Annotated in this window: 26 protein-coding genes; 14 read left to right on the top strand and 12 right to left on the bottom strand. The window is 59.6% G+C overall.

Features of this window, described 5'->3' with window-relative positions:
• Nucleotides 1-5 precede the first annotated feature (5 nt).
• Entirely contained in the window at nt 6-848 is an 843-nt protein-coding gene (locus B9Z37_RS13695) for an AAA family ATPase (protein ID WP_108313573.1), read from the bottom strand.
• A gap of 106 nt (nt 849-954) precedes the next feature.
• Here B9Z37_RS13695 and B9Z37_RS13700 point away from each other — a divergent pair, with 106 nt between their 5' ends.
• Complete coding sequence (locus tag B9Z37_RS13700) at nt 955-1,614, top strand: c-type cytochrome (RefSeq protein WP_108313574.1); 660 nt, start codon at nt 955-957, stop codon at nt 1,612-1,614.
• A gap of 114 nt (nt 1,615-1,728) precedes the next feature.
• Here B9Z37_RS13700 and grxD read toward each other — a convergent pair whose 3' ends face one another.
• From grxD to hemA, 4 genes are all read right to left on the bottom strand, one after another.
• Nucleotides 1,729-2,052: a Grx4 family monothiol glutaredoxin gene (gene grxD / locus B9Z37_RS13705; RefSeq protein ID WP_108285042.1), complete on the bottom strand. Its 324-nt coding sequence runs from the start codon at nt 2,050-2,052 to the stop codon at nt 1,729-1,731.
• A 99-nt stretch (nt 2,053-2,151) separates the two neighbouring features.
• Nucleotides 2,152-2,985 (bottom strand): peptide chain release factor N(5)-glutamine methyltransferase, encoded by an 834-nt coding sequence (prmC, locus tag B9Z37_RS13710; protein WP_108313575.1) that lies wholly within the window; start codon nt 2,983-2,985, stop codon nt 2,152-2,154.
• Complete coding sequence (gene prfA, locus B9Z37_RS13715; protein ID WP_108313576.1) at nt 2,982-4,070, bottom strand: peptide chain release factor 1; 1,089 nt, start codon at nt 4,068-4,070, stop codon at nt 2,982-2,984. Before prfA ends, prmC begins: the two co-directional genes overlap by 4 nt.
• Nucleotides 4,071-4,197: 127 nt before the next feature.
• The gene (hemA, locus tag B9Z37_RS13720) at nt 4,198-5,469 is read right to left on the bottom strand and encodes a glutamyl-tRNA reductase (protein ID WP_108313577.1); all 1,272 of its coding nucleotides are present in this window, start codon (nt 5,467-5,469) and stop codon (nt 4,198-4,200) included.
• 114 nt (nt 5,470-5,583) lie between these two features.
• Here hemA and B9Z37_RS13725 point away from each other — a divergent pair, with 114 nt between their 5' ends.
• Entirely contained in the window at nt 5,584-5,862 is a 279-nt protein-coding gene (locus tag B9Z37_RS13725; protein ID WP_108313578.1) for a hypothetical protein, read from the top strand.
• 92 nt (nt 5,863-5,954) lie between these two features.
• On the opposite strand, the gene ugpQ is transcribed toward B9Z37_RS13725, so the two are convergent.
• The 5 genes from ugpQ to ugpB all read right to left on the bottom strand — a co-directional run bounded on the left by ugpQ (nt 5,955) and on the right by ugpB (nt 10,894).
• The gene (gene ugpQ, locus B9Z37_RS13730; RefSeq protein ID WP_108313579.1) at nt 5,955-6,689 is read right to left on the bottom strand and encodes a glycerophosphodiester phosphodiesterase; all 735 of its coding nucleotides are present in this window, start codon (nt 6,687-6,689) and stop codon (nt 5,955-5,957) included.
• Between the two features lie 10 nt (nt 6,690-6,699).
• Nucleotides 6,700-7,710, bottom strand: a complete 1,011-nt coding sequence (gene ugpC / locus B9Z37_RS13735) for a sn-glycerol-3-phosphate ABC transporter ATP-binding protein UgpC (protein ID WP_108313580.1) — start codon at nt 7,708-7,710, stop codon at nt 6,700-6,702.
• Nucleotides 7,710-8,564 (bottom strand): sn-glycerol-3-phosphate ABC transporter permease UgpE, encoded by an 855-nt coding sequence (gene ugpE, locus B9Z37_RS13740; RefSeq protein ID WP_108313581.1) that lies wholly within the window; start codon nt 8,562-8,564, stop codon nt 7,710-7,712. Before ugpE ends, ugpC begins: the two co-directional genes overlap by 1 nt.
• 34 nt (nt 8,565-8,598) lie before the next feature.
• Entirely contained in the window at nt 8,599-9,480 is an 882-nt protein-coding gene (gene ugpA / locus B9Z37_RS13745; protein ID WP_053171788.1) for a sn-glycerol-3-phosphate ABC transporter permease UgpA, read from the bottom strand.
• A gap of 109 nt (nt 9,481-9,589) precedes the next feature.
• Nucleotides 9,590-10,894, bottom strand: coding sequence for a sn-glycerol-3-phosphate ABC transporter substrate-binding protein UgpB (gene ugpB / locus B9Z37_RS13750; RefSeq protein WP_108313582.1), 1,305 nt, complete (start codon nt 10,892-10,894; stop codon nt 9,590-9,592).
• A gap of 271 nt (nt 10,895-11,165) precedes the next feature.
• Here ugpB and B9Z37_RS13755 point away from each other — a divergent pair, with 271 nt between their 5' ends.
• From B9Z37_RS13755 to aspS, 10 genes are all read left to right on the top strand, one after another.
• Nucleotides 11,166-15,056 carry a DUF3683 domain-containing protein gene (locus B9Z37_RS13755; RefSeq protein ID WP_108313583.1) on the top strand — a complete coding sequence of 1,297 codons (3,891 nt, stop codon included), beginning with the start codon at nt 11,166-11,168 and terminating at the stop codon, nt 15,054-15,056.
• Nucleotides 15,057-15,098: 42 nt separating this feature from the next.
• Nucleotides 15,099-15,515 carry a gamma-butyrobetaine hydroxylase-like domain-containing protein gene (locus tag B9Z37_RS13760; protein ID WP_108313584.1) on the top strand — a complete coding sequence of 139 codons (417 nt, stop codon included), beginning with the start codon at nt 15,099-15,101 and terminating at the stop codon, nt 15,513-15,515.
• 9 nt (nt 15,516-15,524) lie between these two features.
• Complete coding sequence (ubiE, locus tag B9Z37_RS13765) at nt 15,525-16,256, top strand: bifunctional demethylmenaquinone methyltransferase/2-methoxy-6-polyprenyl-1,4-benzoquinol methylase UbiE (RefSeq protein WP_108313585.1); 732 nt, start codon at nt 15,525-15,527, stop codon at nt 16,254-16,256.
• A gap of 40 nt (nt 16,257-16,296) precedes the next feature.
• On the top strand, nt 16,297-17,277 hold the full coding sequence (locus B9Z37_RS13770; protein WP_108313586.1) for a Tim44 domain-containing protein: 981 nt from the start codon (nt 16,297-16,299) through the stop codon (nt 17,275-17,277).
• A gap of 46 nt (nt 17,278-17,323) precedes the next feature.
• Entirely contained in the window at nt 17,324-17,881 is a 558-nt protein-coding gene (locus tag B9Z37_RS13775) for a hypothetical protein (protein ID WP_167394394.1), read from the top strand.
• On the top strand, nt 17,878-19,443 hold the full coding sequence (gene ubiB, locus B9Z37_RS13780) for a ubiquinone biosynthesis regulatory protein kinase UbiB (protein WP_108313587.1): 1,566 nt from the start codon (nt 17,878-17,880) through the stop codon (nt 19,441-19,443). The genes B9Z37_RS13775 and ubiB overlap by 4 nt, the downstream gene beginning before the upstream one ends.
• 38 nt (nt 19,444-19,481) lie before the next feature.
• Nucleotides 19,482-20,927 carry a sodium:solute symporter family protein gene (locus B9Z37_RS13785; protein ID WP_108313588.1) on the top strand — a complete coding sequence of 482 codons (1,446 nt, stop codon included), beginning with the start codon at nt 19,482-19,484 and terminating at the stop codon, nt 20,925-20,927.
• A gap of 86 nt (nt 20,928-21,013) precedes the next feature.
• Nucleotides 21,014-21,346 (top strand): FmdB family zinc ribbon protein, encoded by a 333-nt coding sequence (locus B9Z37_RS13790; protein ID WP_108313589.1) that lies wholly within the window; start codon nt 21,014-21,016, stop codon nt 21,344-21,346.
• A 24-nt stretch (nt 21,347-21,370) separates the two neighbouring features.
• A complete protein-coding gene (locus tag B9Z37_RS13795; protein WP_108313590.1) occupies nt 21,371-22,042 on the top strand; it encodes a DUF502 domain-containing protein in 672 nt (223 codons plus the stop codon).
• Between the two features lie 66 nt (nt 22,043-22,108).
• Entirely contained in the window at nt 22,109-23,923 is a 1,815-nt protein-coding gene (gene aspS, locus B9Z37_RS13800) for an aspartate--tRNA ligase (RefSeq protein WP_108313591.1), read from the top strand.
• A gap of 247 nt (nt 23,924-24,170) precedes the next feature.
• On the opposite strand, the gene B9Z37_RS13805 is transcribed toward aspS, so the two are convergent.
• Nucleotides 24,171-24,584, bottom strand: coding sequence for an RNA recognition motif domain-containing protein (locus B9Z37_RS13805; RefSeq protein WP_108313592.1), 414 nt, complete (start codon nt 24,582-24,584; stop codon nt 24,171-24,173).
• A 166-nt stretch (nt 24,585-24,750) separates the two neighbouring features.
• Nucleotides 24,751-25,359 (bottom strand): ABC transporter ATP-binding protein, encoded by a 609-nt coding sequence (locus tag B9Z37_RS13810; RefSeq protein WP_108313593.1) that lies wholly within the window; start codon nt 25,357-25,359, stop codon nt 24,751-24,753.
• 41 nt (nt 25,360-25,400) lie between these two features.
• Here B9Z37_RS13810 and nudB point away from each other — a divergent pair, with 41 nt between their 5' ends.
• Both nudB and B9Z37_RS13820 read left to right on the top strand, forming a co-directional pair.
• On the top strand, nt 25,401-25,868 hold the full coding sequence (gene nudB, locus B9Z37_RS13815; RefSeq protein ID WP_108313594.1) for a dihydroneopterin triphosphate diphosphatase: 468 nt from the start codon (nt 25,401-25,403) through the stop codon (nt 25,866-25,868).
• Nucleotides 25,868-26,620: an endonuclease/exonuclease/phosphatase family protein gene (locus tag B9Z37_RS13820; RefSeq protein WP_108313595.1), complete on the top strand. Its 753-nt coding sequence runs from the start codon at nt 25,868-25,870 to the stop codon at nt 26,618-26,620. The genes nudB and B9Z37_RS13820 overlap by 1 nt, the downstream gene beginning before the upstream one ends.
• Nucleotides 26,621-26,622 lie beyond the last annotated feature (2 nt).

A 26,622-nucleotide genomic window follows, 5' to 3' on the forward strand; every position in this document is an offset into this window, starting at 1 on the left:
TGGCCTTAACGGTTGCGCTGGTTCATGAAAACCAGCTTCTCAAACAGGGTCACATCTTGCTCGTTCTTGAGCAAGGCGCCTACCAGTGGCGGCACAGACACTTTTTGGTCTGCACTTTGCAAGGCTTCGAGCGGAATGTCTTCGGCCACCAACAGCTTGAGCCAGTCCAGCAGCTCGCTGGTGGAGGGTTTCTTCTTCAGGCCCGGCAATCCGCGCACGTCGTAAAAAGTTTTGAGGGCCAAAGCCAGCAAGTCTTTTTTGAGCGTGGGGAAGTGCACATCCACGATTTGGCGCATGGTGTCCGCTTCGGGGAACTTGATGTAGTGGAAGAAGCAGCGGCGCAAGAAAGCGTCGGGCAGCTCTTTTTCGTTGTTGGAGGTGATGAACACCAGGGGCCGGGTCTTGGCCTTGATCAGCTGGCGTGTCTCGTAGCAATAAAACTCCATGCGATCGATCTCGCGCAGCAAGTCGTTCGGGAATTCGATGTCCGCCTTGTCGATCTCATCGATCAGGATCGCCACTGGGGTTTCGGAGGTGAAGGCCTGCCAGAGCACACCTTTGACGATGTAGTTTTCAATGTCTTTGACTTTTTCGTCGCCCAGCTGGCTGTCGCGTAGGCGGCTCACCGCGTCGTATTCGTACAGACCTTGTTGGGCCTTGGTGGTCGATTTGATGTGCCACTGCAACAAAGGCAGCCCCAAGGCAGCAGACACTTCCTCGGCCAGCATGGTTTTACCGGTGCCGGGTTCGCCCTTGACCAGCAGGGGGCGTTTGAGGGTGATGGCGGCATTCACAGCCAGCATCAGGTCCTGTGTGGCGACGTAGTTTTCGGTACCTTGGAATTTCATGGTGGACAGTTCTCAAAAACAGTAAGGAAGCTTGTCAGGATTATGAGGGCCAGCCCGATATAATCCGCATTTGATTTTTATCAATCATTTGGATTGTGTAAGCAAAATGAACAAGCTGTTGACCTCAATGTTTGCCTTGGCTGTCGCCTCTGTGACCGCTATCTCTGCCCATGCCCAAGAGATCAAGGGTGATGCCAAAGCCGCAGAGCAGAAGATTGCCATGTGCATCGGTTGCCACGGTATCAAGGGCTACCAAGCCAGTTTCCCAGAGGTCTATCGTGTCCCGATGATCTCCGGCCAGAATGCCAAATACATTGTGGCGGCCTTGAGTGCCTACAAAAAAGGCGATCGCAAGCATCCCACCATGCGCGGCATTGCCGACAGCCTGAGCGACCAGGACATGGCCGATCTGGGTGCTTATTACGAACTGCACGGTAAAACCGATGCCGTGCCCGCGGCCCCCAAGGCACCTGATGCCAAAGTGGCCGCCCTGCTGCAAAAAGGCGCTTGCGTGTCTTGCCACGGCGACAACTTCTCCAAGCCTGTGGACCCCAGCTACCCCAAGATCGCTGGCCAGCACAAAGATTTCCTGTTTGTGGCTTTGAAGTCTTACAAGGTTGAAAACCAAGCCACGTGGGGCCGTAGCAATGGCGTCATGGGGGGTATCGCCAAGCAATTCTCCAATGCCGAACTCAAGGCTTTGGCCGGCTACGTGGCCAGCGTTGAGGGTGAACTCAAAACGGTTCCCCAGTCGAAGTTCCGCTGATCAGGGCTAAAGCCCCAAACAAAAAAGCCAGTCAAATGACTGGCTTTTTTCATTGGCGCGAGCCCAGTTAGCAAGGCCGTGCTCAGCCAGAGCCTGACGGCCCTGGTGTCGAGATCAGGCTTGGCCGTTGATGACCTGTTGCAATTCACCCGATTCGTACATCTCCATCATGATGTCCGAGCCGCCAATGAACTCGCCTTTGACGTAGAGCTGGGGAATGGTGGGCCAGTTGCTGTATTCCTTGATGCCCTGGCGAATTTCTGCATCGTCCAGCACGTTCACGGTTTTGACGGTTTTGGGATCGACACCGACGGCCTTCAGGATCTGGATGGCGCGGCCCGAAAAACCGCACATGGGGAAGCTGGCGCTGCCCTTCATGAACAGGGTGATGTCGTTGCCTTTGACGAGTTCGTCGATGCGTTGCTGGGTGTCACTCATGGTCTTTACTCCAAATGGGGCCGTTTTCAATGGGATGGATTATCCCTCTGATTGAAAGTCTGCTTTCGACAGAGGGCTGTTGGGATGCGGAATGGGAGTTCAAAAGGGTTTTCGCCCGCCTGTGCAGCGATCGACGCCAGCCAGGTCTTGACGTGACTGGACCTGCTCAAACCCAGCTTGGTCCAGCAAGGTTTGCACGGTTTTGGCCTGGTCCCAGCCGTGTTCGAGCAAAAGCCAGCCTCCCGGGACGAGGCGACTGGGGGCCTGGGCGATGATCTGGCGGATGTCGTCCAGGCCATCGGGACCACTGGTCAGGGCGCTCAGGGGTTCGTGCGTCAGGGCGCTCAGGTGGGGGTCGCCATCGACCACATAGGGCGGGTTCGAAACAATCATCTCGAAGCGGTCGGATACGGCGGCCATCCAGTCGCTGTGGATGAAGTGCACCGGGAGCTGAAGTCGATGGGCATTGGCTTGCGCAACGGCCAGCGCGTCGGCGCTGGCGTCTACGGCGGTGATCTGGTTTTGGGGTCGGTGGTGCTGCAACGCCAAAGCGACAGCCCCACTGCCAGTGCCCAGGTCGAGAACCCGCTGGGTGGTTTCTGTGGGCAGTTGCTCAAGCGCCCATTCCACCAGTGTTTCGGTGTCCGGGCGTGGGTCGAGCACACGGGCATCGACTTGCAGATTCAGGCCGAAGAAGGCCTTGAAACCCGTGATGTATGCCACAGGTTCGCCCGAGATACGCCGTTGCATGGCCAGCTCCAGCCGCTCAGTCACGGTGGGGTCCAATGTGTCGGTGTCGTGTGCCAGAAGCCAGGCGCGGTCGTGAGGGTCCCGTCCCAGCACGTGCAGGTGCAGCAGCTGGGCATCGATGCGAGCCAGTCCCAGCGCTTGGGCGCGCTGCAGGCTTTGGGCAATGGTCAGAGGCGCATTCATGCTGTGCCACCGATTTCCAGTGCCGCCAGCTGTTCGGCCGCTTCATAGGCTTGCAAGGCGTTGACCACGTCCTGCAAATCGCCTTCCATGATGGTCAGCAGCTTGTAAAGCGTCAGGTTGATGCGGTGGTCGGTCAAGCGCCCTTGCGGGAAGTTGTAGGTGCGGATGCGGTCCGAACGGTCGCCGCTGCCGATCAGGCTCTTGCGCTCAGCCGCGTCTTTGGCGGCGCGTTCGGCGCGGTCTTTTTCCTGGATGCGGGCCGTGAGCACTTTCAAAGCCTGAGCCTTGTTGCCGTGTTGGCTGCGGCCGTCCTGGCATTCGGCCACAATGCCGGTGGGCAAGTGGGTGATGCGCACAGCCGAATCGGTCTTGTTGATGTGTTGCCCGCCTGCGCCACTGGCGCGGTAGGTGTCGATGCGCAGGTCAGACGGGTTGATCTTGATGGCTTCGGCTTCGTCTGGCTCGGCCAATACCGCGACGGTGCAGGCGCTGGTGTGGATGCGGCCTTGTGTTTCGGTGGCGGGCACGCGCTGCACGCGGTGGCCTCCCGACTCGAATTTCAGTGTGCCGTACACGTTGTGGCCCTCGATTCGGACCACGACTTCTTTGTAGCCTCCGAGTTCGCTGACAGATTCCGACACGATCTCGCATTTCCAGCCTTGGCTTTCGGCGTAACGTGAGTACATGCGCAGCAAGTCGGCAGCAAACAGGGCAGACTCGTCGCCACCGGTCCCTGCACGGATTTCGATAAATGCCGGGCGTGCATCGTCCGGGTCTTTGGGCAGCAGCATGCGTTGCAGTTCGGCTTCCAGTGTTTGTAGCTCGCTGTTGGCGTTGGCTATTTCTTCCTCGGCCATGTCCCGAAGGTCTGCGTCATCCAGCATGGTCTGTGCGTCGGCCAGATCGGCTTGTCGCTGTTGAAAACGGGCAAAGCGCGAGGCCACGGCGCTGACTTCTGCATGTTCCCGCGAGAGCTTCAGGAACTGACTCATGTCGCCCATGATGTCTTCACGCGAGAGTAGAAAGTCCAGCTCCGTCAGTCGCAGGGCGTAGCGTTCAAGTTGTTGGATCAAAAAGGGTTTCATGCGACCAAAATGTTGTAGGTCCGCGCTTGAGCGCCGACTTCTGCATGTTTCGGGGCGCAAGCGCCGACCGACGAGGAGAGAGGGGGAGACGGTCGTCGCGCCAGCCACAACCCGCTCTAAGTCAACGCTAACGTTCGTGTCGTAGAAACAGGCGTTGCACCGCTTGCATGGTTTGCTCGCGATGGGCGGGGTCAGCGCTGCGCAACTCAGCCAGTGCCCCGTGCAGCATCTTCTGCGTCAAGCTCTTGGCTAGGGCTTCCAGAACGGCATCGACGTCATCGCCTTTGGCCAACAGTTTGCGGGCACGGGCCAGTTCGGCTTCACGCCAGTTGTCCGCTTGTTGGTGCAGCTGCTGGATCAGTGGTACCGCATCTCTTTGGCCCAGCCAGTGGCTGAAGCTTTGCACCCCCGCGTCGATGATGACCTCGGCATCGGCCACCGCCGCTTGGCGCTGGGCTTGGCCTGCTTGGACCACGCTGGCCAAGTCGTCCACGGTGTAGAGGTAGACGTCTTCAAGTGCTTTGACTTCGGGTTCAATGTCGCGTGGCACGGCCAGATCGACCATGAACATGGGGCGGTGTTTGCGTTTTTTGAGTGCACGCTCCACCGCACCCAAACCGATCAGGGGCAGGGTGCTCGCGGTGCAGCTGATCACGGCATCGAACTCGTGCAGACGGTCAGGCAGGTCGGCCAGACGCATGACTTCAGCCCCAAAGCGGCTGGCAAGTTTTTCTCCACGCTCCAGGCTGCGGTTGGCAATCGCCATCCCTCGGGGCTGTTTGGCCGCAAAGTGAGTCACCACCAACTCGATCATCTCGCCTGCGCCGACGAAAAGCACTTTGATGTCTTTGAGGTCTTCAAACAGTTGGCTGGCCAATCGGACCGAAGCGGCGGCCATGCTGATGGAGTGGGCGCCAATTTCGGTGGCCGTGCGCACTTCTTTTGCGACAGCAAAGCTGCGCTGAAACAGCTGGTTGAGTGTGCTGCCCAATGCGCCTGCCTGCTCGGCTGCCCGTACGGCGTCTTTGAGCTGACCCAGGATTTGGGCTTCGCCCAGCACCATCGAGTCGAGTCCGCTGGCCACCCGAAAGGCGTGTCGGGCGGCTTCGTTACCTTCCAACACATAAGTGTGCGATTGAAGCTCTTGTGCGGATACGCCGCCGGCTTGGGCCAGCCAACGCAAGGTATCGGCGGTGGCCGCTTGGTCGGCGGCGCAATAGATCTCGGTACGGTTGCAGGTGGACAAGATCGCCGCCTCGGGCGTCTGTGCATTGCGCTGCGCCAAGTCACTGCGCAAACCCTGCAAGGTGGGGGCCAGTTGGTCCAAGGCGAAGGCAAACCGGCCGCGCAGATCCAGCGGCGCAGTGGTGTGATTCAAGCCCAGAGTCCAAACTGCCATGCGCTGATTATAGAAAGCCTCATCTGTCGGTCCTGCAAGGCGCTGAGGCGAGGGCTTTCAGGGCACAATTCACAGGCTATTTCCAGCTCATCCCCAGCCCCCCCTCATTTGTTCATGACCGTCTGGCAACTGATCCTGCACCTGTTCAACTTTGTGTTGCCTGCATTGGCCATGGCTGCGTTCATGCCTTGGGCCGGGCGCTGGGTCTTGCGTTCGAGCAGGGCGATGCCTGTGCGCAGACGCATGGCGGTGCATGCGATTTGTGGTGTGGCGGTGCTGGTGGGGGGGCTGCTTGTTCAGGGACAAGACGGAAAAATGGCCACTTACGCCGCTCTGGTACTGGTGGCCGCCAGCGCCGAATGGGCCATGCATCGGGGCTGGAAGCAAACCTGACCGACCTCATTGACCGCTAGAGTGACCGTTAAGAGGAGACTAAATGACTTCAAGACTTCAAAAGTCGGGGGCCAAGCTCGATTAAGAGGTACTCAGACCGGGCTGAACACATCCACCCGGTCGGTGATGATGCCGTCGGTGCCCAGTTCCAGCAGGTGCTGAGCGGCCCAGTCGTCGTTGACGGTGTAGCTCAGGCACCGCATGCCTGCGCCGTGGACTTGGGTCACGGTGGTGGCGTCCCACAAGGCGTAATTGGCCACCACGGCCACACACTGAAGCGCCAAGGCTTGTTCAAACCAACCCTCCCACAGCGTGTCGACAAGCAGGCCTCGCGGCAACTCGGGGGCGGTTTGTTGCGCAGCGCCTAGCGCATCGGGTTTGAACGAGGTCAATAGCGGTGGCACCTCGGTCCCTTGCCACAGTTGCGCGGCCAGGCGGGCCACGGCTTTGCCTGTGGCTGCTTCGCTCCCAGGGGTGGGCTTGATCTCGATGTTGAGGAGGTAACGGTTAGCCAAGCAAAACCGGGCCAGGGCTTCGAGTGTGGGCAAAGGCTCGCCCGCAAAGGCGCGTGAATGCCAGCCGCCCGCGTCCAGTTGTGACAGTGCGTGCCAAGTGAGTTCACCGCCAACGCCTTGGCCGCTGGTCGTGCGCTCCAGGGTGGCGTCGTGCATCAAAAACACCACCCCATCAGCGCTGAGTTTGGCGTCGCACTCAAACATGCGGTAGCCGTGCGCCGCGCCCAGCCGGAAGGCGGCCAGGGTGTTTTCGGGGGCGAGTTTGCCAGCGCCTCGGTGGGCGATCCAGCGGGAGTAGGGCCAAGCTTGCATGGGCTTCGGTTCAGGCGATGCGTTTTTGGGTCTGGGCGTCAAACCCGTGCACCCGGTCGGCGCGGGGTGTGGCGTGGAAGGTGCTGCCCGGCAGCGGCGGCGTGACCGATTCGTCCACGCGCAAGGTGAGCGTTTCATCACCCAATCGGGCATGCACCAAACGTTCAGCGCCCAGCAGCTCCACCGTGTCCACCGTCAGTGTCCAGCCCCCCGAGGGGGTGATGTCCAAATGCTCAGGGCGGATGCCCAGGATTTGCCCCTCAGGCGTGCCCGGGGCGCGCTTGAGCAGGTTCATGGGCGGTGAGCCGATGAAGCTGGCCACAAAGGTGCTGGCCGGGCGGTTGTACACCTCTTCGGGCGTGCCGAATTGCTCCATGTGGCCGCCGTTCATCACGATCATGCGCTGAGCCAGCGTCATGGCTTCGACCTGGTCGTGCGTCACAAACAAGCTGGTGATGCCCAATTCGCGGTGGAGCTTTTGAATCTCGAGTCGGGTTTGGGCGCGCAGCTTGGCGTCGAGGTTCGACAGCGGCTCGTCAAACAAAAACACCTGCGGCTGGCGCACGATGGCGCGGCCCATGGCCACGCGCTGGCGCTGGCCACCGGACAGCTCGCGGGGTTTGCGTTGCAGCAGGTGGCTCAGTTCAAGGATGCCCGCCGCCTTGTCCACCCGGGCCTTGATTTCTTCCATCGGGCGCTTGGCGATTTTCAGACCGTAGGCCATGTTGTCGAACACGCTCATGTGCGGGTACAGCGCGTAGTTTTGGAACACCATGGCGATGTCGCGCTCGGCAGGTTCCAGCTCGTTCACCACGCGATCACCAATCGAGATGGTGCCGCCCGAGATGTCTTCGAGGCCCGCCACCATGCGCAGCAAGGTGGACTTGCCGCAGCCCGAGGGGCCAACGATGACGACAAATTCGCCGTCCGCAATGCTGGCGCTCAGGTCGTGGATGACGGTGTTGGCTTTGGCGCCAGCGCCGTAGGTTTTGAGGATGTGGGAAAGGGTAATTGCAGCCATTATTTTTCAGTATCAACCAGGCCCTTGACGAACCATTTTTGCATCAGCACCACGACCAGCGCCGGGGGCAGCATGGCCAGGATGGCGGCGGCCATGACCACGTTCCATTCGGTCCAGGATTCGCCCGAAATCAGGCGTTTGATGCCCAGCACGACGGGGTACATGTCTTCGTTGGTGGTCACCAGCAGCGGCCACAGGTATTGGTTCCACCCATAAATGAACTGGATCACAAACAGCGCCGCGATGTTGGTGGCCGACAAGGGAAGCAGCACGTCTTTGAAAAAGCGCATCGGTCCGGCACCGTCCATGCGGGCGGCTTCCACCAGCTCGTCGGGAATGGTCAGGAAAAACTGCCGGAACAAAAAGGTGGCGGTGGCCGAGGCGATCAAGGGCACCGTCAGACCTGCAAAACTGTTGAGCAGGCCCAGACCTGCCACCACTTCGTAGGTGGGGCTGATGCGCACTTCGACGGGCAGCATCAGGGTGACAAAAATCATCCAGAACACCATGTTGCGCAGCGGGAAGCGGAAATACACGATGGCAAAGGCCGACAGCAGGGAGATGGCGATCTTGCCAATGGCGATGCCCAAGGCGCTGATCAGGCTGACTTGCATCATGGGCCACATGGCCGGCAAGGGGCTGCCTTGGGAGTTGGTGCCGCCAAACAGTGTCAGGCGGTAGGTCTCCCAAAAATGCCCACCGGGCATCATCGACATGGGCACGCTTTGGTTGATTTGCTGGGCGGTCTGCGTCGAGCCGACCAAGGTCAGGTAAAGCGGAAAGGCCACGATGGCCACACCGATCAGCAAGATGACATGCCGCAGGATTTGCAGGCCGGGGCGACGTTCGATCATGCGCGGCCTCCCATGGAAACGGTTCGGTGCAACATCAGTACTGCACTTTCTTTTCAACAAACTTGAACTGCAAGACCGTGAGCGAGACCACGATCACCATCAGCACCACCGACTGTGCGGCCGAGCTGCCCATGTCCAGCGCCTTGAAGCCGTCGTAATACACCTTGTAGACCAAGATGGCGGTGTCTTTGCCGGGGCCGCCGTGGGTGGTGGCGTCCACGATGGCGAAGGTGTCAAAGAAGGCATAGACGATGTTGATCACCAGCAAAAAGAAGGTGGTGGGTGACAAAAGCGGGAACACGATGGTCCAAAAGCGCCGCCAGGGGCTGGCCCCGTCGATGGCCGCCGCTTCGATCAGAGATTTGGGGATGGACTGCAAGCCCGCCAGAAAAAACAGGAAGTTGTAGGAAATTTGCTTCCACACCGCCGCCATCACAATCAGCGCCATGGCGTGGTTGGGGTTGAGCAGGTGGTTCCACTCGATGCCCATGGCCCGAAGCGCGTAGCCCACCACGCCCATGGGCGAGGCAAACATGAACAGCCACAACACACCTGCGACCACCGGGGCCACAGCGTAAGGCCAGATCAGCAGGGTTTTGTACAGGCCCGCGCCACGCCCGACCCGGTCGGCCATCACGGCCAAGAGCAGCGACACCGACAGGCCAGTGACTGCCACCAAAAGTGAAAACACGGCGGTGGTTTTGAAGGAGTCCAGGTAGCCGCTGTCGTTCCACAAGCGAGAAAAATTCTCCAAGCCCACAAATTCACGCGAAGCGCCAAAGGCGTCTTCTTGCAGCACGCTTTGGTAAAGGGCTTGTCCAGCGGGCCAGAAAAAGAACACCAGCACGATGCTCAGCTGTGGCGCGATCAACAGCCAAGGCAGCCAGCGGGATTTGAAGCGGACGCGTTTTTCCATAAATTTTTTGAAAGACCCAGCCTTGAAGTTTCACCTCAAAATGTGCAAAAGCAGAGGCCAAGCCTCTGCTTTTTCAGTGCCAACCACTCTGTTGAGTGATTTTTTCAGTTCACTTGTTGGCTTTTTCGAAGCGTTCAAGTTGCTCGTTGCCGCGCTTGATGGCTGTGTCCAAGGCTTCTTTGGTGCCTTTTTTACCGCTCCACACGCCTTCGAGTTCCTCGTCAATGATGGTGCGAATCTGCACAAAGTTGCCCAGACGCACGCCACGCGACTTGTCGGTGGTCTTGCGGATCATCTGGGTGACCGACACGTCGGTGCCGGGGTTCTTTTTGTAGAAGCCAGACTTTTCGGTCACTTCAAAAGAGGACTTTGTCACGGGCAAGTAGCCGGTACGTTGGTGGCTGGCCGCTGCCACATTGTCTTTGGACAGGTGGGCAAAGAACTGCGCCACGCCTTTGTATTCAGGGGCCTTCTTGCCGCTCATGACCCAGAGGCTCGCGCCGCCGATCACGGTGTTTTGGGGCGCACCGTTCACATCGGGGTAGTAAGGCAGGGTGCCGATGCCGTAGCCAAATTTGCCGTTGCGCACCACGCTGCCGTAGAGCGCTGAGGAGCCGGTGGCCATGGCGCACTCGCCCGAGACAAAAGTGGCGTCAGCCGCGTTGCCACGGCCCTTGTAGACAAACAGGCCTTGTTTGGCCATGTTGGCCAAGTTGTCAATGTGGCGCACGTGCAGCGGGGTGTTGAAGCTCAGACGAGCGTCCATGCCGCGCATGCCGTTGCCCTTGGTGGCGAATTCGGTGTTGTGCCAGGCCGAGAAGCTCTCCAGCTGTGTCCAGCTGATCCAGCTGGTGGTGAAAGGGCATTTGTGGCCGCTGGCTTTGAGCTTGGCCGCTGCCAAAGCCACTTCAGGCCAGGTGGTGGGTGGGGCGTTGGGGTCCAGGCCTGCGGCCTTGAAGGCGTCTTTGTTGTAGTGGAAGACGGGGGTGGAGCTGTTGAAGGGGAAGCTCAGCATCTGGCCGTTGGGGGCGGTGTAATAACCGGCCACAGCGGGCACATAGGCGTTTTGGTCGAACTTCAGGCCTGCGTCCTGCATGACTTTGCCCACGGGCACGATGGCACCTTTGCTGGCCATCATGGTGGCGGTGCCCACTTCAAACACCTGCAAGATGTGCGGTGCATTGCCTGCCCGGTACGCGGCGATCGCGGCGGTCATGGACTCGTCGTAGCTGCCCTTGAAGGTGGGCACCACTTTGTAGTCTTTCTGGCTGGCGTTGAAGTCTTTGGCCAGGTCGTTCACCCACTCGCCAAGGGCGCCGCCCATGGAGTGCCACCACTGGATTTCAGTTTGTGCTTGGGCCGAAAGGCTGGCCAGGCTCAAGGCCAAAGCGGAAAGGGTCAGTTTGAGTTTCATGGCAATTCCAAAAAAATGAGTTGGTTCGCTTAAAAAATAAGCAAATTCCACAGCGAGTGTGGCGCTGATTCATGACCCAACCATTTAAATGACATGACCGATTTGTGACAACCCGGGGTTTCCATGACACCCGGAGCCTTGGGCGACAGGTGTCCCTGTCCCCGGCGCGTGTTTGTTGCACTGCGGTAACATTCAGGCCCAGCCGGTTTGACGCCTCCGTCCAGGTCTGGCTGACCGCGTTTTGAGAACGCATTTGACCGCGCACATCCCTATGAATGCACCCACCACGCTCCAACATTTGATGCAAGCCGACGCCGATGCGCCGCGCCTGCGCGAAATTCCCTACAACTACACCAGCTTTTCAGATCGCGAAATCGTGGTGCGCCTGCTGGGTGAACCCGCTTGGACGCTGCTGAACCAGTTGCGCGAAGAGCGCGGCACGGGCCGCTCAGCCCGCATGTTGTATGAAGTGCTGGGCGACATCTGGGTGGTGGAGCGCAACCCCTATTTACAAGACGACTTGCTGGACAATCCCGGGCGTCGCAAATTGCTGGTTGATGCCCTGCAGCACCGCTTGGGCGAGGTTCAAAAGCGCCGCACACCCGAGGCCGATACGGCCCGCGACGCCTTGGTGGGCCAACTGCTGGCGCTGGCCACCCAGGCCGTCACGCAATTCAACGAGCGTTTCACCCGCATGGCCAAGCTGCGCGGCCAGGTGCAAAAGACCTTGGGCCGCCTCACGGCCAAGGACAACATCAAGTTCGACGGTCTTTCGCGCGTGAGCCATGTGACCGACGCGACCGACTGGCGCGTGGAATACCCCTTTGTGGTGCTGACGCCTGACAGCGAGACCGAAATGGCGGGGCTGGTCAAAGGCTGTATCGACTTGGGCCTGACCATCGTGCCCCGGGGCGGCGGCACCGGCTACACGGGTGGCGCGATTCCGTTGACTTGGAAGAGCGCGGTCATCAACACCGAAAAGCTCGAAGCCATGACCGAGGTCGAGATGGTCGACCTGCCGGGCCCAAACGGTCAAGTGCTGCACAAAATCCCGACCATCTACACCGAAGCCGGTGTGGTGACCCAGCGTGTGGCCGATGCGGCCGAGCGCGGCGGTTTTGTCTTTGCGGTGGACCCGACATCGGCCGAAGCCAGCTGCGTGGGGGGCAACATCGCCATGAACGCGGGCGGCAAAAAGGCGGTTTTGTGGGGCACGGCGCTCGACAACTTGGCCAGCTGGCGCATGGTCACGCCCGACGCCGAATGGCTGGATGTGGTGCGCATGGACCACAACATGGGCAAGATCCACGACGCCGAGGTCGCCACCTTTGAGCTGCGCTACTTCAAGGCCGACGGCAAAACCCCGATCCGAACTGAAACCCTGGTCATCCCCGGCAAAACCTTCCGCAAAGAAGGCTTGGGCAAGGACGTGACCGACAAGTTTTTGAGCGGCCTGCCGGGCGTGCAAAAAGAAGGCTGCGATGGCCTGATCACCAGCGCCCGCTGGGTCGTGCACCGCATGCCCACCCACACCCGCACCGTGTGCATGGAGTTTTTTGGCCACGCCCGCGAGGCCGTGCCCAGCATCGTCGAGATCAAAGACTTCATGTTTGCCGAGCAAAAGCGCACCGGCACCGTGATGGCCGGTTTGGAGCACCTGGACGACCGTTATTTGCGGGCCGTGGGTTATTCCACCAAGAGCAAGCGCGGTGGCTTTCCCAAGATGGTCTTGATCGGTGACATCGCCGGTGACAACGCCGACGACGTGGCCAAGGCGACCAGCGAGATCGTGCGCATTGCCAACTCGCGCAGTGGCGAAGGCTTCATCGCCATCAGCCCCGAAGCGCGCAAAAAGTTCTGGCACGACCGCAAAAAGACGGCCGCTATTTCGCGCCACACCAATGCTTTCAAGGTCAACGAGGACGTGGTGATCCCGCTGCCACGCATGGCCGAGTACACCGACGGCATCGAGCGCATCAACATCGAGCTGAGCCTGCGCAACAAGCTGCAGTTTTGCCGTGAGCTGGAAGATTTTCTGGAAAAGGGCAACCTGCCTTTGGGCAAGCAAGACGACGCCAGCGACATTCCTTCGGCCGAGTTGCTGGAAGACCGCGTGGCGCAAGCCTTGGCGGTGGTGCGCGAGGTGCGTGCGCAGTGGCAAGGCTGGTTGAGTGATGTCGACGCGCTGTTCCCTCAGCTGCAAGAGCACAGCCTGCGTGCCAGCTGGAAAACGCAAATCCGCCCGGCTTTCCAGAACATCTTTTCCGGTTCGGCCTTCCTGCCGATCCTGACCGAAGTCACAGCCATTCACCAACGTGTGCTCAAAGGCCGTGTCTGGGTGGCGCTGCACATGCACGCGGGTGACGGCAACGTGCACACCAACATCCCGGTCAACTCCGACAACTACGAGATGCTGCAAACCGCGCACGAAGCGGTGGCCCGCATCATGGTGCTTGCGCGCAGCCTGGACGGCGTGATCTCGGGCGAGCACGGCATTGGCATCACCAAGCTGGAGTTCTTGACCGACGACGAGTTGGCCAACTTCACCGCCTACAAGGCCAAAGTAGACCCCGAAGGGCGCTTCAACAAAGGCAAACTGCTGCGCGGCGCGGCCCTCACGGGGCTGGGCGACGATGTGCACGCGGCTGACCTGACACACGCCTACACCCCCAGCTTTGGCCTGATGGGCCACGAGTCGCTGATCATGCAGCAGTCAGACATTGGCGCGATTGCCGCCAGCGTGAAGGACTGCCTGCGCTGCGGCAAGTGTAAGCCCGTGTGCGCCACGCATGTGCCGCGTGCCAATTTGCTCTACAGCCCGCGCAACAAGATTTTGGCGACTTCCTTGCTGGTCGAGGCTTTCCTCTACGAAGAACAAACCCGTCGAGGCATTTCGATCAAGCATTGGCAAGAGTTTGAAGACGTGGCCGACCACTGCACCGTCTGCCACAAGTGCCTGACGCCTTGCCCGGTCAATATTGACTTTGGCGACGTGTCCATGAACATGCGCAACCTGCTGCGCAAGATGGGGCAGAAAAGCTTCCGCCCTGGCAACGCAGCGGCCATGTTCATGCTCAACGCTACCAACCCCGAGACCATCAAGCTGGCGCGTGCCGCCATGGTGGGCGTGGGCATGCGTGCGCAGCGCTTTGTGGCCGGCTTGCTCAAGGGCGTGGCCCGCAAGCAGACCAGTGCACCGCCTGCCAGCGTGGGGACTGCGCCCATCAAAGAGCAAGTGATCCACTTCATCAACAAAAAGATGCCGGGCAACCTGCCCAAGAAAACAGCGCGTGCTTTGCTCGACATCGAAGACAACGATTACGTGCCGATCATCCGAGACCCGAAGGCCACCAGTTCGGAATCCGAGGCGGTGTTTTACTTCCCGGGTTGCGGTTCGGAGCGCTTGTTCAGCCAGGTCGGCCTGGCCACCCAGGCCATGCTTTGGCATGTGGGCGTGCAGACCGTGTTGCCGCCGGGCTACCTGTGCTGCGGTTACCCGCAAAAAGGTTCGGGCCAGTTCGACAAGGCCGAGAAGATCATCACCGACAACCGGGTGCTGTTCCACCGTGTGGCCAACACGCTCAACTACCTCGACATCAAGACCGTGGTGGTCAGCTGCGGCACCTGCTACGACCAGTTGCAGGGTTACGAGTTCGACAAGATCTTCCCCGGCTGCCGCATCATCGACATCCACGAGTTTTTGCTGGAAAAAGGCATGAAGCTCGACCCGGGCGGGGCTTATCTCTACCACGACCCTTGCCACAGCCCGATGAAGCTGCAAGACCCGATGAAGACGGTCAAAGGCTTGTTGGGTGAGCAGGTGCTGAAATCAGACCGCTGCTGCGGCGAGTCGGGCACTTTGGGCGTCACACGTCCCGACATTGCGACCCAGGTTCGTTTCCGCAAGGAAGAAGAACTGCTCAAGGGCGAGGCCGTTTTGCGTGCCAGCGGTGCCCTGGCCCCGCAAGCCAACGTCAAGATCCTGACCAGCTGCCCCAGCTGCCTGCAAGGCTTGTCGCGCTACGGCGATGACATGAAAAATGGCCTGCTCGAAGCCGATTACATCGTGATCGAAATGGCCAAGCACATTCTGGGCGAGAACTGGATGCCTGAATACGTTAGCGCAGCGAACGCCGGTGGCATTGAACGTGTTCTGGTTTAAGCCTGAACGCACACCTCGACATCAAGATTTCGAAAGCAAAAGATGGCCGGATTGAAAAAAGAAACCCCCACGCCCGAGTCATTGACCGTGCATGGCCAGACCAAGGTGCTGGAAATTGGTTTTTCTGACGGGGCGCAGTTTCGCATCCCATTCGAGCTGATGCGCGTGTACTCGCCATCGGCCGAGGTGCAGGGCCATGGCCCGGGCCAGGAAGTGCTGCAAACAGGTAAGCGCGACGTGACGATTGCCGAGATCGAGCCCGTGGGCAATTACGCGGTAAAACCCACGTTTTCAGACGGCCACGAGTCGGGCCTGTTCACTTGGGAATACCTGTACTTTCTGGGCGACCAGCAAGCTGCCTTGTGGCAACAGTACGAAGAGCGTCTGCAAGCTGCAGGCACCAGCCGCGATGCGCCCATGCCCGAAAAAGCAGGCAGCAGCTGCGGCCACAACCATTGAGAAGGTCGCATGAGCACCACCCATTTCGGTTTCAAGACCGTCGACGAAAAAGAAAAAGCCCAACACGTCCGTGGCGTGTTTGATTCGGTGGCGTCCAAATACGACGTCATGAATGACCTGATGTCGATGGGCCTGCACCGCGTGTGGAAGGCCTACACCGTGCAGCTGGCCAACCTGAAAGAGGGCGATCAGGTGCTGGACATCGCGGGCGGTACAGGCGATTTGTCGATGGCATTTGCCAAAAAAGTGGGCCCCACAGGTCGCGTGGTGCACACCGACATCAACGAAGCCATGCTGTCCACTGGGCGTGACCGCTTGGTGGACCACGGCCTGGCGCTGCCCACCCTGGTGTGCGATGCCGAAAAACTGCCTTTCCCTGACAACCATTTCAACGTGGTCAGTGTGGCCTTTGGTTTGCGCAACATGACACACAAGGATGTGGCGCTCAAAGAGATGTGCCGCGTGCTCAAGCCGGGTGGCAAATTGTTGGTGCTGGAGTTTTCCAAAGTGGCCAAGCCGCTGGAGAAGGTCTACGACTGGTACAGCTTCAAGATCTTGCCGCACATGGGCAAGCTGGTGGCGGGGGACGCCGACAGCTATCGCTACCTGGCCGAATCCATCCGCATGCACCCGGGCCAGGAAGAGCTGAAAACCCTTATGAAAAATGCAGGATTTGGCCATGTGGACTTTCACAACTTGTCGGCTGGGGTGGTAGCCTTGCATATGGGTATCAAATGTTGATGCCCAACTGATCAATTTTTGGACCGAAGTTGGAGACACCATGAACAAGTTGATGACACTGATGCTCGCAGGCGTGTTGGCCCTGGGCAGCCTCAATGCCGAAGCCGCCCGCCGTATGGGCGGTGGCAAGTCGATTGGTCAGCAATCGGGTCAGGTCACCAAGCGAGAGGCAGCAGCGCCCGCCGCGCCTGCCCAGAATGCGGCAGCCACCAATGCCGCCAAACCCGCTGCTGCGCCAGCCGCCGCTGCACCCAAGAAACCTTGGGGTGCCATGCTGGGTGGTTTGGCCGCAGGTTTGGGTCTGGCCTGGCTGGCCAACTCCTTGGGCATGGGCGGCGCCTTTGGCAACGTCCTGATGGCTTTGTTGATCGGTGTGGCTGTGATGGCCGTGATTGGCGTGTTCATGCGCTCGCGGCGCAATGCGGCATCGGGCAACCAGGGTGGTTTTGCTTACCAAGGTGCCGGTGCATCTGCCGATCAGCCTGCGTCTTTCAAGCAATACAACCCCGAAAAAGTCGGCAATGATGCTTCTGCCCGCCCATGGGAATCCCAAAACACCCGTTTTGACAGCTCGGGTGTCGAGGCCAGCAGTGGCTCCATGATCGGCTCCGCTTTGGAGGGCAGCCAGACCTGGGGCATTCCTGCCGGTTTTGACGTGGACAGCTTCGTGACAGCAGCCAAGCGCAATTTTGTGACTTTGCAAGACGCTTGGGACCGTTCGGATATTTCCACACTGCGCTCCATGATGACCGACACCATGGTGTCAGAGATCCGCAGCCAGCTGGCCGAACGCGAAAGCCAGTTCCCCGGTCAGCCCAACAAGACTGAAGTGGTCATGCTGGAAGCCCAACTGCTGGGCATCGAAGAGCAGGCCGATGCTTATTTGGCCAGCGTCGAGTTCAACGGCATGATCCGCGAAGACGCTTCGGCAGGTCCCAGCTCCTTCCGCGAAGTCTGGAACATGACCAAATCCAAGCAAGGCGGCGGCTGGTTGGTGGCTGGCGTGCAAGCGCTGCAATAAAGCCTGGCCCCGGATGGGGCTCCGCTTTCGGGAATAATCGGGGACTATGGCAACACAGTCCCCTTTTTCTTGGGCCGCTCAGGCGCTGCCCGACATGGTCAACCAAATGGCCGCGAATTTTCAGCCCCCAGCCTGGGTGGTCGACGAGTCGGTCAACCGCCTTGTCCTCTTCCTGAACCATGTGCTGATGAGTGAGCCCGAGGCCATGGCCCGTTTGGCCCGGCAAAAAGGCCAGCGCATCGAGCTGGTCTGGGACCGCATGCAACTCCAGCTCACACCCACCCCGGCGGGCTTGTTGGAGCGGGGTCGTTTTGACGGCTTTGATCTGCGCCTGTCGGTGACCGAAGAGTCGCCTGTGTCCTTGGTCTCGGCCTTGGCCAAGGGTGACAAGCCCAAGGTGCGCATCGAAGGCGATGTGCAATTGGCCGCCGAGGTCAATTGGTTGATCGACCATGTCCGTTGGGACGCTGAAGAAGACCTGGCCCGCTTGATCGGTGATGCACCGGCCCACACGCTGGCCCAAGCTGCCCGCAAAGCCATGGAAGCCCTGCGCGGTTTTGTGGCCCAGCGTGCACCTGGCACGTCGGTGGGTACCGCAGCATGAGCCGCATCGGTCGCGGCGCGTTCATCGTCTTTATTGTCCTGCGCTACGGCCTGGACGAGTTGGTGCTTTCGAGCTTTCAAAAACCCTGGATTCGCCTGCTTGCCCGCATTTTGTCGGTGGGCCGTGACCTGAGGTCTCCCCGTGCCGTGCGTTTGCGCGAGGCGTTGGAGCGCTTGGGACCGATTTTTGTGAAGTTTGGCCAGGTGTTGTCCACCCGGCGCGACCTGCTGCCGCTCGACATTGCTGAAGAGTTGGCCAAATTGCAAGACCGTGTGCCACCGTTTGCCTCGGACATTGCCGTGGCCACCATTGAGCGGGCGTTTCGCAAGCCGGTAGACGACATTTTTGAAAGCTTTGAGCGCCAGCCCGTGGCCAGTGCCTCGATCGCGCAGGTGCACTTTGCCACCTTGCGCAGCAAATCGGGCGCGCTGCGCGAAGTGGCCGTGAAGGTGTTGCGCCCTGGCATGCTGCCCGTGATTCAAAAAGACCTGAGCCTGATGCGCATGATGGCGGGTTGGGTTGAAAACCTGAGCGCCGACGGCAAACGGCTCAAGCCCCGTGAAGTGGTGGCGGAATTCGACAAATACCTGAATGACGAGCTGGACCTGGTGCGCGAAGCGTCGAATGCAGCGCAGTTGCGTCGCAACATGCAGGGCTTGGATCTGGTGCTGATTCCCGAGATGATCTGGGACTTTTGTCAGCCCGAGGTGATTGTGATGGAGCGCATGCACGGCGTGCCGATCAGCCAGGTTGATCGCTTGCGCGAAGCCGGGGTCGACATCCCCAAGCTGGCGCGCGATGGTGTGACGCTGTTTTTCACGCAGGTGTTCCGCGATGGTTTTTTCCATGCCGACATGCATCCGGGCAACATCCAGGTCAGCCTGGCCCCCGAGACATTTGGCCGTTACATCTCGCTGGACTTCGGCATCGTGGGCACCCTCACCGAATACGACAAAGAGTATTTGGCGCAAAATTTCACGGCTTTTTTCCGCCGCGACTACAAGCGCGTGGCCGAGCTGCACATTGAATCTGGCTGGGTGCCCGCAGACACCCGTGTGGATGAGTTGGAGTCGGCCATTCGTGCGGTCTGCGAACCGTACTTTGACCGCCCCTTGAAAGAAATTTCGCTGGGCATGGTGCTGATGCGCCTGTTCCAGACCTCGCGGCGCTTTCAGGTCGAGATCCAGCCTCAGCTGGTCTTGCTGCAAAAAACCCTGCTCAACATCGAAGGCCTGGGCCGCCAGCTCGACCCCGAGTTGGACTTGTGGAGCACCGCCAAGCCCTTCCTTGAAAAATGGATGCTGGACCAAATTGGCCCTAAAAAGTTGCTGGAGCAACTGAAGGACCAAGCACCTCATTACGCCAAGTTGTTGCCTCAGCTGCCGCGTCTGTTGCACGAGTACCTCAAGCAACCGCAACCCAGCGAGCATCGTCAGATCGCGCAATTGCTGGCCGAGCAAAGACGCACCAACAACCGGCTGCAAATTTTGCTTTATGTGGGCATCGGATTTGTCCTGAGCCTGCTGGCTTTGCAGGTCTGGTCGCACATGCAGCTGTATTGATTCCCCGCTTTTTTAAAAAATAAACAGGAGACATTGTCATGTTGCTGACTCTCGTGATCGCCTACCTGCTGGTGACCATCGCGATTGGCCTGGTGGCTGCCAAGCGCGTTAAAAACACCGCCGACTTCGCCATCGCCGGAAGGCATTTGCCTTTGGCCATGATCGTGACCACCACGTTCGCGACCTGGTTCGGCTCCGAGACGGTGCTGGGCATTCCGGCCAAATTCGTCAACAGCGGCTTGAATGGTGTGGTCGAAGACTCTTTTGGTGCGGGCAGTTGCTTGATCCTGGTGGGGCTCTTTTTTGCGGCCAAGCTCTACCGCATGACCTTGCTGACCATCAGCGATTACTTCCGTGAACGCTATGGCCGCAGTGTCGAGGTCATTTGCTCCGTCATCATCATGGTCAGTTACCTGGGCTGGGTGTCTGCTCAGGTCACGGCTTTGGGGCTGGTGTTCAATTTGCTGTCCGATGGGGTCATCAGCATGCCCTTGGGCATGGTGATTGGCGTGTTTTCCATCTTGGCCTACACCTTGTTCGGTGGCATGTGGTCGGTGGCCATCACCGATTTCATCCAGATGATCATTTTGGTGGTCGGTTTGGCGGTGCTGGCGGTGTTTGCCGGCAACCAGGCTGGTGGTGCAGACAAAGTGCTGGCACTGGCCGTGAGCCAGGACATGTTCAAGTTCTGGCCCGAGCCGAATTTCAAAGACATTCTTTTCTTTTTTGCCGGGGCCATCACCATCATGCTGGGCTCCATTCCTCAGCAAGACGTGTTTCAACGCGTCATGTCGGCCAACAGCGAGTACGCAGCCACCCGAGGCCCGGTGATTGGCGGCGTCTTCTACATCCTGTTTGCCTTTGTGCCCATGTTTCTGGTGGTCAGTGCCATGATCATCATGCCCGAGCAAGCGGCGACGCTGATCAAGGACGACCCCCAGAAAGTCTTGCCCGTCCTGGTCATGACCCAGATGCCTTTCATCATGCAGGTGCTGTTTTTCGGCGCCTTGCTGTCGGCCATCAAATCCTGCGCATCGGCCACTTTGCTGGCCCCCAGCGTCACGTTCACGGAGAACATCTGGCGCCAGTTTTTTCCACACCAAAGCGACAAACAAGAGCTCAAGGCCATGCGGGTGACCGTGTTGGTGTTCAGCATCTTGGTTCTGGGCTATGCCATTGCCATGCAGGGCACTTCGATTTACGAAATGGTCTCCGGGGCTTACCAGGTCACCCTGGTGGGCGCGTTTGTGCCTCTGGCCTTCGGGCTTTATTGGAAAAAAGCCACCACCCAGGGGGCCTTGTTGGCGATTGTTTTGGGCTTGATCACCTGGCTGGTGTTCATGTTGACGCCTGCCGGAGAGCAGTTCCCGGCCCAATTGGCGGGGGTGTTGGCCAGTTTGACCGGCATGGTGTTAGGCTCATTGGGCCGGCAGGCCATTCGCAACCAGCATGGCTCGCACCACAAAGTGGTCGGCCTGGCCTGAGCGGCCGTCAAGGCAGGGGGCTTGAAGCGGTGGCCCCCGCCTATAATTGAGGGTTTTGTGTTTCCAACCTGAAAAGAGCCCTCTTCATGCCCATTTACGCCTACAAGTGCGACGCCTGCGGCCATGCTAAGGATGTGCTGCAAAAAATGTCCGATGCCCCGCTGACCGAATGCCCCGCCTGCGGTGCGCCCAAGTTCAGCAAACAACTGACAGCCCCTGGTTTTCAGCTCAAGGGCACAGGCTGGTATGCGACCGATTTCAAGGGCGGTGGTGCCGCCAGCGCCCCCGCATCCACGGCAGCGGCCTCTGATGCCGCAGCACCAGCCACATCTGACGCCCCAAGCGCCAGTGCAGGTGCTGCCGAGTCCAGCGCACCCGCCGCCGCTGGTGGCTGTGCGCCGTCTTGCGCCTGCCATTGACCTGTCCACCTTGATCGTTCCCTCATGAAACAACGCAGCTTCAAACAGTATTTCATCACCGGTCTCCTGGTGTGGCTGCCCATGGGCATCACGGTTTGGGTGCTGAATTGGTTGGTGGGCTTGCTGGACGGCATTTTTCTGGCCGTGCTGCTGGCTGCCGACACCCTGATTCCCGGCATGCACAAGGTGGCCGAACTCCTGCGCGGAGTGCCTGGCCTCGGCGTGATGTTGGTGGCCTTGGTGATTTTTGCCACCGGCGTGTTTGTGGCCAACATGTTTGGTCAATGGTGGCTGCGCCAGTGGGACAGCCTGATGAACCGCATCCCGGTGGTGCGCAGCATCTACACCAGCGTCAAGCAGGTGGCCGACACCCTGTTTTCGGGCAGCGGCAATGCTTTTTCCAAGGCCTTGCTGGTGCAGTACCCGCGTCAAGGTTCATGGACCATTGCCTTTTTGACCGGCACGCCCGGCGGTGAGGTGGCCAAACACCTCGGCCAGCCCATGGTCAGTGTCTATGTGCCCACCACACCCAACCCGACTTCGGGCTTCTTTTTGATGATGCCTAAAGCCGATGTGATCGAACTCGAGATGAGCGTTGACGATGCACTCAAATACATCATCTCCATGGGGGTCGTGGTTCCAGTCGGACCCGATGCCTTGCCTGTCGTCCCGGCCGCCACCCAGCCGTCTTTGTGAGTTGATCGGTTCATTGCCCTTTAGCTTGCACGCCAAACGATTTCAGAATTAAGAAAGTCCAACAACATGTCCATGCGTTCCCACTATTGCGGTCTGGTGACCGAAGCCCTGTCTGGCCAAACCGTGAGCTTGTGCGGTTGGGTCAACCGTCGCCGTGACCACGGCGGCGTGATCTTTATCGACCTGCGTGACCGCGAAGGCTATGTGCAGGTGGTGTGTGATCCTGACCGCCCCGAGATGTTCAAAGTGGCCGAAGACGTGCGCAACGAGTTTTGCGTGCAGATCAAAGGCGTGGTGCGTGCCCGCCCCGACGGCACCACCAACGACAACATGAAAAGCGGCAAGATCGAAGTGCTGTGCCACGAGCTGATCGTGCTCAATGCCTCGGTGACGCCCCCTTTCCAGATCGACGAAGAAAACCTGTCCGAGACGACCCGCCTCACGCACCGCGTGCTGGACCTGCGCCGTCCGTACATGCAAAACAACCTGATGCTGCGCTACAAAGTGTCGATGGAAGTGCGCAAGTACTTGGATGAGAACGGTTTCATCGACATCGAAACGCCCATGCTGACCAAGAGCACACCCGAAGGTGCGCGCGACTACCTGGTGCCCAGCCGCGTGCACGACGGTCAGTTCTTTGCGCTGCCCCAGTCGCCCCAGCTGTTCAAGCAGCTGCTCATGGTGGCAGGCTATGACCGCTACTACCAAATCACCAAGTGCTTCCGTGACGAAGACCTGCGCGCTGACCGCCAGCCTGAATTCACCCAGATCGATATCGAAACATCGTTCCTGACCGAAGAAGAAATCCGCGACATGTTCCAAAGCATGATCAAGCGCGTGTTCCAGAAAACCATCGGTGTCGACCTCGGCGAGTTCCCGGTCATGACCTACCAGGACGCCATGCACATCTACGGCTCCGACAAGCCCGATCTGCGCGTGAAGCTGCAGTTCACCGAAGTGACCGACGTCATGGGCGATGTGGACTTCAAGGTGTTCTCGGGTGCCGCCAACATGAAAGGCGGCCGCGTGGTCGCTCTGCGCGTGCCCAACGGCTCGGTCGAAGGCGGCGGCATCAGCCGTGGCGAGATCGACGCTTATACCGAGTTCGTCAAAATCTACGGCGCCAAGGGCTTGGCCTACATCCGCGTCAACGACCTGTCCAAAGGTCGCGATGGTTTGCAGTCGCCCATCGTCAAGAACATCCACGACGCGGCTTTGACAGCAGTGCTGGAGCGCTCGGGTGCTCAAAACGGCGACCTGATCTTCTTCGGTGCCGACAAAGAAAAAATCGTCAACGACGCCATCGGTGCTTTGCGCATCAAGATCGGTCACAGCGAATTCGGCAAGAAAAACGGCCTGTTTGAAGACCGTTGGGCCCCGATGTGGGTGGTGGACTTCCCGATGTTCGAATACGACGATGAAAACCAGCGCTACACCGCTGTGCACCACCCCTTCACCGCGCCTAAAGACGGTCACGAAGACTGGATGGTCACCGCCCCTGAGAAGTGCATCTCCAAAGGCTACGACATGGTCTTGAACGGTTGGGAAATGGGCGGCGGCTCAGTCCGTATCCACCGCGCCGACGTGCAGCAAAAAGTATTTGACGCTTTGAAGATCACACCCGAAGAAGCCCAACTCAAGTTCGGCTTCCTGCTCGACGCCCTGCAATACGGCGCGCCTCCGCACGGCGGCCTGGCCTTCGGTCTGGACCGCATCGTCACGCTGATGACCGGCGCCGAGTCGATCCGCGACGTGATCGCCTTCCCCAAAACCCAACGCGCTCAGTGCTTGCTCACCCAAGCCCCAAGCCCTGTTGACGAGAAGCAATTGCGCGAACTGCACATCCGCTTGCGCAATCTGGATGCTGCCAAGGCTGCTTAACCAGCGCTGAACCTGCAAAACGACAACGCCACCCTCGGGTGGCGTTGTCGTTTGTGGATCAGATGTGGCGGCCTTCGTCGTCACAAACCGGAAGTCGGCGCAAACGCCTTGCGGGTGTGACCGTTGTGGAACGCCCACAAAAAAAGCTTCAAAACCGAAGTCTTGAAGCCTTTGATGTCTGCGCTCAACCGTGAGGCTGAGCCAGGAATTTGACAACGGCATTCAAGCCGTTGAAAGGGTGCAGGGCTTAGTAGCCGCCGCGACCGCCGCCGTAGCCGCCACCGCCGGAGCGATCGCCGCCACCGTAGCCGCCACCACCGGAACGGTCACCGCCGCCGTAGCCGCCGCCACCGGAACGGCCACCGCCGTAACCGCCACCACCACCGAAACCACCGGTACGTGGAGGGCGTGCCTCCATCGGACGGGCTTCGTTCACGGTGATGCTACGGCCACCCAACGACTGGCCATTCATGCCAGCGATAGCAGCTTGCGCTTCGGCATCGCTGCCCATTTCGACAAAGCCGAAACCTTTAGAACGACCGGTGTCGCGTTCCATCATGACTTTGGCGCTGGTGATGGCGCCGAATTCGCCGAAAGCCTGTTGCAGGTCTTCGTCGCGAACGGTGTACGGCAGGTTGCCGACGTAAAGTTTATTGCCCATGGGGGACTCCTCAGAAATACAAAAAAACAAAGCGATGGGGTCCCGAAAGCACAACAAACTGAAAACTGCCGCCGTAGCGCGCGAAACTGACCGATCACCTGACTTGTGCCGTTTTTTATGACGTACACGCACGCATTATGGGGCATAGATCAGCCGGCGGGTATTTTTATGCCATTTGCAGCACCGAAGCCCGTGGCAAATCATCCGGCGCTTCGTAGTCCGCCACGATCCAGGCGCGTCCGGGGGCTTCGGCCGCTTCACGCAGAAAAGCCTTGATCATTTGGATCGAGTTCTGGTCAAGCGAGACAAAAGGCTGGTCAAGCAAGGTGACGGTGGCGCCCGATGCCAGGGCCGCAATCAGCATCACTTTGCGGCGGCTGCCGGTGGACAGCATGTACAGCGGTTTGTGTCGGTGCCTTTCCATGTCCAGTGCTTCGGACAGGTCTTGCAGCAATGCGTTATCCCAATGGGGGCACCGGGTTTGCAGTGGGTCCCAGCAGGCTTGCACGGTGGTCTGGTCGTGCTCGGCACCTTTCAGGTCGGCCCAAAACACGCCGCCTGGCGGCGTTTGGACGGTTCCACCAAGCGGCTGCAAATCGCCCGCCAACAGACGCAACAGGCTGGTTTTGCCGCTGCCTTCGTCGCCGCACACCCAGTGCAAGCCCGCAGACCAAGAAAAATTCAGACTTTGGACGGCCTTGTGACCCGCAGGTCCCCCACTCAAGTGGTGGGCTTGCAGCAAAAAAGGCGCGAAATGGGCGGGTGAAGACGACATGGCTCAATCCTAGCAAGACCGGGGCTGCCTAGAATGCCTGCGTGACCTCAACGCTTTACAAAATTCCCCAATCCGTTCTGGTGGTGATCTACACCCCCAGCGGTCAGGTGTTGCTGATTCGCCGGGCCGACGCAGGCACTTGGCAGTCGGTCACGGGCAGCAAGGACTTTGAGGACGAAGACTGGGCCGATACGGCCGCGCGTGAGGTGTTTGAAGAAACCGGCATCGATGCGCGCCACCCCCAATGCCGCTTGCAAGACTGGCAGCTGGAAAACGTGTACGACATTTACCCCGCCTGGCGCTGGCGTTATGCCCCCGAGGTGAGCCGCAACACCGAACGCGTGTTTGGCCTGAGCGTGCCGGAGCAAACGCCCATCACCTTGAGCCCCGCCGAGCACACCGACTGGCAATGGCTGCATTGGCAGGCTGCGGCGGACCATTGTTTTTCGCCGTCCAACGCCGAAGCCATTTTGATGCTGCCGCGTTTTGAAAACCGGATCGGCCTTTGATGCCCCAGCGACACGAACACCCCCTCTTGCGCGTGGCCACCTACAACATTCACAAGGGTGTGCAGGGTTTGGGGCCTGCGCGGCGGCTGGAGATTCACAACTTGGGCCACGCCGTGGAGCAACTGGACGCTGACATCGTGTGCCTGCAAGAGGTGCGCCGCATGCACCGCCGCGAAGAGCGCTACTTTGCGCACTGGCCCAGCCAGCCGCAAGCCGATTATTTGGCCCCTGAAGGTTACGAGTCGGTGTACCGCACCAACGCCATTACCCGCCATGGCGAGCATGGCAATGCCTTGTTGTCGCGCTGGCCCGTGTTGTCGCACCAGCACCAGGACATATCGGACCATCGTTTTGAGCAGCGGGGCCTGCTGCACACCACCGTTCAGGTGGTTGACCGTGTGGTGCATGTGATCGTGGTGCATCTGGGCCTGGTGCCTGCCAGCCGGGTGCGTCAGGTGTTGCAGTTGCTGGCGTTCATTGACCAGACCATTCCGGCCCACGCGCCGGTTTTGGTGGCGGGCGACTTCAATGATTGGGGCACGGGCCTTGGGCGGCGCATGGCCGGGGCAGGCTTTCGCGAATGGCGCGAGCAGCCCACGCCCACCTACCCATCGCGCTTGCCCTTGAACCAGCTTGACCATGTGTATGCGCGGGGCCTGAAGCCTGTGCACGCCATGGTCCCGGCAGGGCGCATCTGGCAACGCATGTCGGACCACCTGCCTTTGATCGCCGAGTTCGCCTGGACGGACTGAGC

This window comes from Limnohabitans parvus II-B4 (assembly GCF_003063455.1).
Lineage (GTDB): Bacteria > Pseudomonadota > Gammaproteobacteria > Burkholderiales > Burkholderiaceae_C > Limnohabitans_A > Limnohabitans_A parvus.

Excerpts from the sequence above, each read along its gene's own strand:
- B9Z37_RS13695 (WP_108313573.1), bottom strand. The coding sequence starts at position 848 with ATGAAATTCCAAGGTACCGAAAACTACGTCGCCACACAGGACCTGATG.
- B9Z37_RS13700 (WP_108313574.1), top strand. The coding sequence starts at position 955 with ATGAACAAGCTGTTGACCTCAATGTTTGCCTTGGCTGTCGCCTCTGTG.
- grxD (WP_108285042.1), bottom strand. The coding sequence starts at position 2,052 with ATGAGTGACACCCAGCAACGCATCGACGAACTCGTCAAAGGCAACGAC.
- prmC (WP_108313575.1), bottom strand. The coding sequence starts at position 2,985 with ATGAATGCGCCTCTGACCATTGCCCAAAGCCTGCAGCGCGCCCAAGCG.
- prfA (WP_108313576.1), bottom strand. The coding sequence starts at position 4,070 with ATGAAACCCTTTTTGATCCAACAACTTGAACGCTACGCCCTGCGACTG.
- hemA (WP_108313577.1), bottom strand. The coding sequence starts at position 5,469 with ATGGCAGTTTGGACTCTGGGCTTGAATCACACCACTGCGCCGCTGGAT.
- B9Z37_RS13725 (WP_108313578.1), top strand. The coding sequence starts at position 5,584 with ATGACCGTCTGGCAACTGATCCTGCACCTGTTCAACTTTGTGTTGCCT.
- ugpQ (WP_108313579.1), bottom strand. The coding sequence starts at position 6,689 with ATGCAAGCTTGGCCCTACTCCCGCTGGATCGCCCACCGAGGCGCTGGC.
- ugpC (WP_108313580.1), bottom strand. The coding sequence starts at position 7,710 with ATGGCTGCAATTACCCTTTCCCACATCCTCAAAACCTACGGCGCTGGC.
- ugpE (WP_108313581.1), bottom strand. The coding sequence starts at position 8,564 with ATGATCGAACGTCGCCCCGGCCTGCAAATCCTGCGGCATGTCATCTTG.
- ugpA (WP_053171788.1), bottom strand. The coding sequence starts at position 9,480 with ATGGAAAAACGCGTCCGCTTCAAATCCCGCTGGCTGCCTTGGCTGTTG.
- ugpB (WP_108313582.1), bottom strand. The coding sequence starts at position 10,894 with ATGAAACTCAAACTGACCCTTTCCGCTTTGGCCTTGAGCCTGGCCAGC.
- B9Z37_RS13755 (WP_108313583.1), top strand. The coding sequence starts at position 11,166 with ATGAATGCACCCACCACGCTCCAACATTTGATGCAAGCCGACGCCGAT.
- B9Z37_RS13760 (WP_108313584.1), top strand. The coding sequence starts at position 15,099 with ATGGCCGGATTGAAAAAAGAAACCCCCACGCCCGAGTCATTGACCGTG.
- ubiE (WP_108313585.1), top strand. The coding sequence starts at position 15,525 with ATGAGCACCACCCATTTCGGTTTCAAGACCGTCGACGAAAAAGAAAAA.
- B9Z37_RS13770 (WP_108313586.1), top strand. The coding sequence starts at position 16,297 with ATGAACAAGTTGATGACACTGATGCTCGCAGGCGTGTTGGCCCTGGGC.
- B9Z37_RS13775 (WP_167394394.1), top strand. The coding sequence starts at position 17,324 with ATGGCAACACAGTCCCCTTTTTCTTGGGCCGCTCAGGCGCTGCCCGAC.
- ubiB (WP_108313587.1), top strand. The coding sequence starts at position 17,878 with ATGAGCCGCATCGGTCGCGGCGCGTTCATCGTCTTTATTGTCCTGCGC.
- B9Z37_RS13785 (WP_108313588.1), top strand. The coding sequence starts at position 19,482 with ATGTTGCTGACTCTCGTGATCGCCTACCTGCTGGTGACCATCGCGATT.
- B9Z37_RS13790 (WP_108313589.1), top strand. The coding sequence starts at position 21,014 with ATGCCCATTTACGCCTACAAGTGCGACGCCTGCGGCCATGCTAAGGAT.
- B9Z37_RS13795 (WP_108313590.1), top strand. The coding sequence starts at position 21,371 with ATGAAACAACGCAGCTTCAAACAGTATTTCATCACCGGTCTCCTGGTG.
- aspS (WP_108313591.1), top strand. The coding sequence starts at position 22,109 with ATGTCCATGCGTTCCCACTATTGCGGTCTGGTGACCGAAGCCCTGTCT.
- B9Z37_RS13805 (WP_108313592.1), bottom strand. The coding sequence starts at position 24,584 with ATGGGCAATAAACTTTACGTCGGCAACCTGCCGTACACCGTTCGCGAC.
- B9Z37_RS13810 (WP_108313593.1), bottom strand. The coding sequence starts at position 25,359 with ATGTCGTCTTCACCCGCCCATTTCGCGCCTTTTTTGCTGCAAGCCCAC.
- B9Z37_RS13820 (WP_108313595.1), top strand. The coding sequence starts at position 25,868 with ATGCCCCAGCGACACGAACACCCCCTCTTGCGCGTGGCCACCTACAAC.